Source organism: Bacillota bacterium, assembly GCA_040754675.1.
GTDB lineage: Bacteria > Bacillota > Limnochordia > Limnochordales > Geochordaceae > Geochorda.
The window spans coordinates 1-7,129 of the sequence record JBFMCJ010000205.1 but is presented as its reverse complement, the minus strand read 5'-3'; the positions used below and the strand labels follow the sequence as shown (position 1 = coordinate 7,129).

The 7,129-nt window shown below is 70.2% G+C and carries 8 protein-coding genes; 3 read left to right on the top strand and 5 right to left on the bottom strand.

Translation table 11 applies throughout. The features are described 5' to 3' along the window. The coding region (locus AB1609_12505) for an FAD-dependent oxidoreductase (GenBank protein MEW6047285.1) at positions 1-735 on the top strand (735 nt) is incomplete at its 5' end. A 6-nt stretch (positions 736-741) separates the two neighbouring features. On the opposite strand, the gene AB1609_12500 is transcribed toward AB1609_12505, so the two are convergent. The 3 genes from AB1609_12500 to AB1609_12490 all read right to left on the bottom strand — a co-directional run bounded on the left by AB1609_12500 (position 742) and on the right by AB1609_12490 (position 4,132). Then, on the bottom strand, positions 742-1,644 hold the full coding sequence (locus AB1609_12500; protein MEW6047284.1) for an NAD(P)-dependent oxidoreductase: 903 nt from the start codon (positions 1,642-1,644) through the stop codon (positions 742-744). Positions 1,645-1,689: 45 nt separating this feature from the next. Next, the gene (locus AB1609_12495) at positions 1,690-2,874 is read right to left on the bottom strand and encodes a serine hydrolase (GenBank protein MEW6047283.1); all 1,185 of its coding nucleotides are present in this window, start codon (positions 2,872-2,874) and stop codon (positions 1,690-1,692) included. Between the two features lie 82 nt (positions 2,875-2,956). Beyond that, positions 2,957-4,132 (bottom strand): saccharopine dehydrogenase NADP-binding domain-containing protein, encoded by a 1,176-nt coding sequence (locus tag AB1609_12490; GenBank protein MEW6047282.1) that lies wholly within the window; start codon positions 4,130-4,132, stop codon positions 2,957-2,959. A 120-nt stretch (positions 4,133-4,252) separates the two neighbouring features. Between AB1609_12490 and tyrS the strand changes: the two genes are divergently transcribed. Beyond that, positions 4,253-5,500: a tyrosine--tRNA ligase gene (gene tyrS, locus AB1609_12485; protein ID MEW6047281.1), complete on the top strand. Its 1,248-nt coding sequence runs from the start codon at positions 4,253-4,255 to the stop codon at positions 5,498-5,500. On the opposite strand, the gene AB1609_12480 is transcribed toward tyrS, so the two are convergent. Next, positions 5,497-6,033, bottom strand: a complete 537-nt coding sequence (locus AB1609_12480) for a PDZ domain-containing protein (GenBank protein MEW6047280.1) — start codon at positions 6,031-6,033, stop codon at positions 5,497-5,499. The genes tyrS and AB1609_12480 overlap by 4 nt on opposite strands. 178 nt (positions 6,034-6,211) lie before the next feature. Between AB1609_12480 and AB1609_12475 the strand changes: the two genes are divergently transcribed. Further along, positions 6,212-6,487: a DUF2619 domain-containing protein gene (locus AB1609_12475; GenBank protein ID MEW6047279.1), complete on the top strand. Its 276-nt coding sequence runs from the start codon at positions 6,212-6,214 to the stop codon at positions 6,485-6,487. Positions 6,488-6,537: 50 nt separating this feature from the next. On the opposite strand, the gene AB1609_12470 is transcribed toward AB1609_12475, so the two are convergent. Next, on the bottom strand, positions 6,538-7,129 hold a 592-nt coding region (locus AB1609_12470; GenBank protein MEW6047278.1), incomplete at its 5' end, for an amino acid--tRNA ligase-related protein.

Below are 7,129 nucleotides of genomic sequence, written 5' to 3'. Positions count from 1 at the left end.
CAGGCGCAGCAGTTCGGCGCGCAGATCGTGACGGCGCAGGTGCTGTCGGCGGACGTTCTGGTGGACCCAAAGGAGGTCATCGCCTCCACCGGCACGTACCGGGCGAGGGCCGTCATCGTGGCCACCGGGGCCATGGGGCGCAAGCACGCCCTGCGGGGCGAAGAAGCGTTCACCGGCCGGGGCGTCAGCTACTGCGCCACGTGCGACGCCACGTTTTTCCGCGGCCAGGAGGTTGCCGTCATCGGGGACAACGACGAGGCGGTGGAGGAGGCCCTGCACCTGACCCGGTTCGCCTCGGTGGTGCACGTGCTCTTGCCCGGCAGCCGCTTCAAGGCGGAGCCGGCCCTGGTGCGGCAGCTGGAACAGGCGCCCAACGTCAAGGTGCAGTACTCTCGAAAGGTGACCGAGGTCTTCGGAAACGGGCGCGTCGAGGGCGTACGCGTATCGGCGCCTTCCGGCGGCACGGAGGAGCTGCCGGTCAAGGGCGTCTTCATCTACCTGCAGGGCAACCGCCCGGCCGTCGACTTCCTGCATGGCGCCGTGCGCACGAGCGAGGAGGGCTGCATCGAGGTCGACGACCAGCTGCAGACCTCGGTGCCCGGGGTGTTTGCGGCAGGCGACGTGCTGTGCCGCAAGGTGCGGCAGGCCGTGGTCGCGGCCGCCGACGGGGCGCTTTCTGCCATGGCGGCCGAGCGGCACCTCAACGGGCGGCATGCCATCCGGTCGCAGTGGTGACAGGCCTCACGGCGCAGGGCGCTCCTGGTTGAGGTAGGCAAAGATGGCGCTCATGTCGTGCTCGGCCCACCCGGCCCTGGCGGCGGCGCGGAAGAGTTGCCCGACCAGGGCGGCCACGGGCACCGGCCGGTCATGGGCGCCTGCCATCTTCAGGAAGTAGCGGACGTCCTTGTGCATGAGCGCCAGCGCAAACTGCGTGGAGAAGTCGCGCTCCTGCACTTTCGGGAGCTTGTAGCGCAGAAACGGCGAGCCGACCACCGAGTCGAAGAGGAGTTGCCGCACGCGCCCGGGGTCGAGCCCCGCTGCCTCGGCCACCATGATCCCCTCGGACAGGGCGACCATGGTGACCGCCGCGATGAGGTTGTTGACCAGCTTGATGGCCGAACCGCTGCCGGAAGGGCCCATGTGGATGGCGCCGCGGCCCATCGCGCCGAACAGCGGCTGCGCCCGCCTGAAGGCCTCTTCGCTGCCGCCTGCCATGAAGTAGAGCTGCCCGTCCCGGGCCGCATCTTTGCTCCCGACCACCGGCGCGTCCAGGAACTCACACCCCCTGCGCCGGGCCTCTTCCGCCATCGCCCGGGACGCCTGGGGGGTCACCGTGCTGGAGTCGATGAACAGCGTCCCCGGGCGGGCGCCGGCGAAGGCCCCGTCCGGCCCCAGCAGCACGGCCTCGAGGGCGGGGATGTCGCTCACCACGGTCAGCACCGCGTCCACCCGACCGGCGAGTTCCCGGGGTGAGGCGGCGGCGGCCATCCCCTCCTGCGCGAGCGGCTTTGAGCGTTCAGCGGTGCGGTTGTAAACCACCACCTCGAAGCCGGCCCGGTGCAAATTGCGCGCCATCCCGGTCCCCATGATGCCAAGCCCGATGACGCCCACTTTGCGGATGGGGCTTGAGTTGCCCTGCGACAACGACGACACCTCCTGTCAGCTCGTGGCACGGCTTGAACGAGATCTTCAGGCGAGCGCGGCCACCACCGCGTTGTGGAAGGCCGGACGGAGGCTGGTGTGCGCCTCGTTCTGCCGGCTCGGGTGCACGCGGTTGGTCAGCAGGACGCAGAACAGGTCCCGCTCCGGGTCAACCCACAGCGACGTGCCGGTGAAGCCGGTGTGGCCGTAAGCCGAGGGCGACATGAGGTCGCCCGACGAGGAGTCCAGGCTGGTGGCCCGCACGGCCCAGCCGAGGCCCCGCGCCTCGTTGAGGTGGGCGGTGTGGTTGCGGGTCATGGCCTCGACGGCGGCCTCGCTCAGGATGCGCCGTCCGCCCCAGCGCCCCTTCGCCAGCATCATGCGGGCAAAGCGCGCCGTGTCGGCCGCGGCGCTGAACAGCCCGGCGTTGCCCGCGACGCCACCGAAGAAGTAGGCGTTCTCGTCGTGCACGTCCCCCCGAACGACGCGCCGGCGCAGGGGGCAGTACTCGGTGGCCGCGCACCGTTCCCGCAGGCTCTCGTCCGGCCGGTACGTGGTCGCGTCCATCCCCATCGGCTTGTACAACCACTTTCGGGCCACGCTGTCCAGTCCCGCACCCGTCAGGCGCTCGATAACGAGGCCCAGGGTGATGTAGCCGAGGCAGCTGTACGTGACCTGCGTCCCCGGTGGGGCTTCGAGGGGGGTCTGCAGCAGGCGGCGCTCCATCGCCGGGCGGCAGGCGTCCCGGTCCGGGCAGCCCTCGTAAAGCGCCCGCCAGGCCGGGAGCCCCGAGGTGTGCGTGAGCAGGTGGAAGATGCGCACCTGCTTGCGGCGTTCGTCGGGGACGCCTTCGGCGAATTCGGGCAGGTACTCGGCGACGGCGGCACCGAGCCGCAACTGACCCCGCTCCACCAGCATCATGGCCACCGGGGCCGTGGCCATCACCTTTGTGAGCGACGCCATGTCGAAGATGGTGTCCCCATGCATCGGCTCAAGGCTCGGCAGGATGGCCCGGTAGCCCACCGCCACCGGCCCGACGCCCTCCCCGCTCGACCGCCCCACCAGCATCACCGCGCCGGGAACCGAGCCTGTTTCGACGGCGTCCGCCACGACCCCAAAGGCGCGCTCCAGGGCGTCCGGGTCGAACCCTGCCTCCCTGGCCTGCTCCCGCCCTGCCTCGTCCAACATCGGCCTCGCCGCTCCGGCGGCCGCCCGAGGGCGGTGGAGATCCACAGCCAACCCGACTCCCCCTATCTCACGAGACCTGCTCGCCCTGTGCGAACCGGGCAAGGTTCCTTCGTGCGAGCCGGGCGAACTACCCGGCGGGGGCCACGCCGGCCTTCGAACGCACCTTCGGCCCTTCGATGGCAAGCCCTCGCCGGCGAAGCTCGTCGATGAACCCCGGGATGCCAAACAACTCATCGGCCTCCGGCGCGTGAACCCCGGGCCGGCGCACCCGCCCCGACCCGATCAACACCGTCCCGACCACGAGCGGGGTTGCCGTCAGGTCGGACATGTGCCCGACCGCGCCGGCCGTGGCCGTGCAGGGCGCACCCTCGCAATCGCCCTCCACCCGCACCACGACCCCGGACAGGGCGACGCCCCGGGGCCCGATGCGTTCGAGGTAGGGAAGGAGCGGCTTGATCGCCGAGGCGATGAAGTGCCGGCCACGGTGCGTTCGCGTGAGCCCGGAACGGCCGACCGCCACCGCAAGCCGCCCCAGCGACAGTTCCGTGAGCCCGCCCTTGAGGGTGACCTCGCTCACGCCCGTCAGGTAGCGGGGCAGCGTGACCGGCTCGGGATGGCCCACGTGGCGCACCTCGACCCGCCCCAGGGGCGCCGGGAACTCCACCCACTCCGGTTCCGAGCCAGCCTTCACCCAGACCGGCTGGCCGGCCCGGAAGGACGGCACCATCCCCGTGTAGATGTGGATGGTGTGCAGCACCACGGCGAACCCCCTGGAGTCGCCCGAGCTGCCCGCCCAGGCGACGTGCACCCGCTCCGCCCGGGTGACGCTCTCGGCAGCCAGGCGCGCCAGCAAATTGGAGAGCCCCGGCGTCCACCCGAGTCCCGTCACCGCGGTGACGGATCGCCGCTCGGCCTCGGGTGAGAGTTGGAGGGCGGCGCGGGCTGCGTCGTGGTCGTCGCAAAGGCTCACGTAGGGAACGCCCGCCTCGATGGCCTGTTCCAGCAACCTCCGCTCGAACAGGTAGAACGGCCCCAGGGCCGAGGCGGCCACGTCGGCGCCCTCCAGCGCCCGGCGGACCTGGGCCGGGTCGAACGCGTCGAAGCCTCGGACCTCGAGGTGCAGGGGCCGGTCCGCCGGAGCCCTCGAGGCGCCGGCGCCGGACTGCAGCTCCTCCACGAGGCGGCGCGCCCGGTCGACGTTTTTGTCGGCGACGACGAGTTCGTGCACCGAAGGCTCCCGGGCCAGGAGCCTGACGGCGTGGCTTCCCATGTCGCCCGCGCCCCCAAAGACCACCACCCTCACGGCGGAGCCCCCTCCCTGCCCCCTACGGGTATTGCTGCAGAGGAATGCGCCGGACGCGGCTTGACATCCTCCCCCTGCCATGATACGTGACGGCTGACGGGCAGGAGGGCTTTTCGCAGCATGCCGATCACACCGGGGGTTCTGCGCACCCTGCGAGAGCGGGGGCTCGTGGCGCAGGTCACCCACGAAGACCAACTGGCCGACCTTCTCGACCGGGAGCAGGTGACGGTCTACGTGGGGTTCGACCCCACGGCCGACAGCCTGCACGTCGGGCACCTTCGGCCCATCATGACCCTCGTTCACCTGCAGCGGGCGGGCCACCGGCCCATCGCACTGGTCGGGGGCGGCACGGCCATGATCGGGGACCCGAGCGGTCGCACCGAGGCCCGCCCGATCCTGGAGCGCTCGATCATCGAGCAAAACGCCCGGGCGTTCAAGGCCCAGCTCGAACACTTCCTCGACTTCTCCAACGGGCAGGCGCTGTTGCTGGACAACGCGGAGTGGCTGCTGCCGCTCAACTACATCGAGTTCCTGCGGGAGATCGGGTCACAGTTCTCCGTCAACCAGATGCTGACGGCCGAGGCGTTCCGCAGCCGGATGGAGCGCGGGCTTTCGTTCATCGAGTTCAACTACATGCTGCTGCAGGCCTACGACTTCCTGACGCTTTACCGGCGCCACGGCTGCCGGCTGCAGGTGGGCGGAGACGACCAGTGGTCCAACATCCTGGCGGGCGCCGACCTCATCCGCCGGCTGGAGCGCGTCAGCGCCTACGGCCTCACCTGTCCGCTGGCGGTGACGGCCAGCGGCCGCAAGATGGGCAAGACCGAGGCGGGGGCGGTCTGGCTCGATCCCAACAAGACGAGCCCGTACGACTTCTTCCAGTTCTGGCGGAGCGTGGAGGACGCGGACGTCCCCGAGTTTCTGGCCGTCTACACCCTGCTTCCCATGGACGAGGTGCGCCGCCTCTCCCAACTGAAGGGCGCGGCGATCAACCAGGCCAAGAAGGTGCTGGCGTTCGAGGTAACGCGCCTGGTGCACGGGCAGGAGGCCGCCGAGCAGGCCCGCGCGGCGGCCGAGGCGCTGTTCGAAGAACAGGGCGGGCTCGACCGGGCGGTCGAGGGAGCGCCCGTGACCGAGGTGGGCCGGGACGAGCTATCCGGCGGGATCGCCATCCCGGAGCTCCTGGTGCGCTGCGGGCTCGCCGGCTCCCGGAGCGAGGCACGCCGGCTCATCGCCCAGGGCGGCGTCTACCTCAACGAGGTGCGCGTGGGCGGCATCGACTACACCGTGACCCTCGGCGACTTCAAGGACGGCCGGCTGCTCCTGCGCAAGGGCAAGAAGGTCTACCACCAGGTGCTGGCGCGCTAAAGCTCGAGGTAGACCTCGAACGCTTCCACTGGCACCAGCACGGTGATGAGGCGGCCATCACGCCAGACGGTCAGCTTCACCCACTCGTCTGCCTTGTGGCGCTTGAGGTGGGTGCGCAGCTGCACCTCCGTCGTGACCGGCTCGCCGTTGACGGCCACGATGACGTCAAGACGCTCGAGCAGGAGCGTCATACCAGGGCCGTCGCTCACCACGACCTCCGTGATCAGCACGCCTTGCTGGTAGCGCACCCGGTAGCGGGCCGCCACCGATGGCGTCATGGTGACGACGCGCACGTAGCCGTACTTCTTGAGCTGCCCCGGCGGGATGCGTGACTGGCCGGGCGGGCGGCTGGGTTCGACGATGACGACGCGGCCTGCTCTCTGTTCCTTATCGCCCGCGGGCCGCGCGTTCAGGAGGGCGACGAGCCCGGCAAAGGCCAGGAACAGGAGCAGGACCGCCGTCGCGGCGTCGTACAGCACGACCTGGCCGGTCCCGGAACGCCGGCGGCGCCGGCCGGAAACCACAGCGTTCACTCTTTCTCCAGCCCTCTCCAAGGTTGAAGCCTTCTCCTCCTGCGCCGGTAGGTGCCGGCCCCTCCAGGATCTTCGAGCGGCCGCGCGGCCGTGGGGGGGTGGCATGGGCCGGCCGGGACCTCGAATAGCCATACGCAGGATGCCACTTTGAGGATGCCGGGAAAGGGCCTGGCGCGCGATGCCTGAGGAACGCATCGTCTCCGGAATGGCACTTTTGCGCCTGCTGTCGGCCGCCGTCGAGATCACGGCGGCGGTGCTCATGGCACGCTCCGGCCGGGTGGCGGACGCAGTGCGCATCAACGGCGTTCTCGGCATCATCGGCCCGCTGGTGCTGGCGTCGGTAACGGCCCTCGGGCTGGTTGGCCTGGCGGGCGCGGGGCGATTGTCCCCCACGCGCATGGGAACGCTGGGGCTGGCCGTGGCCCTCATCCTGGCCTCGCTGTGGCAAAAGTAGACGCGCCGGCCCGCCAGGGCGGTGTCGGGCCGCTCCGGCGGCGTCCTCCCTCACGGATAGAGCCGGTACAGCATGCGGGGGAACGGGATGGACTCCCGCACGTGCGTAAGCCCGCAGATCCAGGCCAGCACCCGCTCGATCCCCATGCCGAACCCGGCGTGGGGCACCGATCCGTATCGCCGCAGGTCCACGTACCAGGAGTACGCCTCGGGCGGCAGCTTGTGCTCCTGGATGCGTAACTTGAGCAGCTCCAGGTCGTCGATGCGCTGCCCGCCGCCGATGATCTCGCCGTACCCCTCGGGGGCGAGCATGTCCGCACCCAGGACGACCTCGGGGCGGTTCGGGTCGGGCTTCATGTAGAAAGCCTTGATGTGGGAAGGGTAGTGAGTGACAAAGACCGGGCGGTCGAAGGCCTGCGACAGGACCGTCTCCTCGTCGCCCCCGAAGTCGCTGCCCCACTGGATGGCGACACCCTTCTCCCTGAGGATCTCAATGGCCCGGTCGTACGTGATGCGGGGAAACGGCGGGCGGACGCGCTCGAGCGGCGCCGTGTCGCGTTCGAGCACCTGCAGGTCCTGGCGGTGGCGTTCGAGCACCCGGCCGATGGCGTAGCTGTCGAGGTTTTCGGCCAGTTCGCAGATG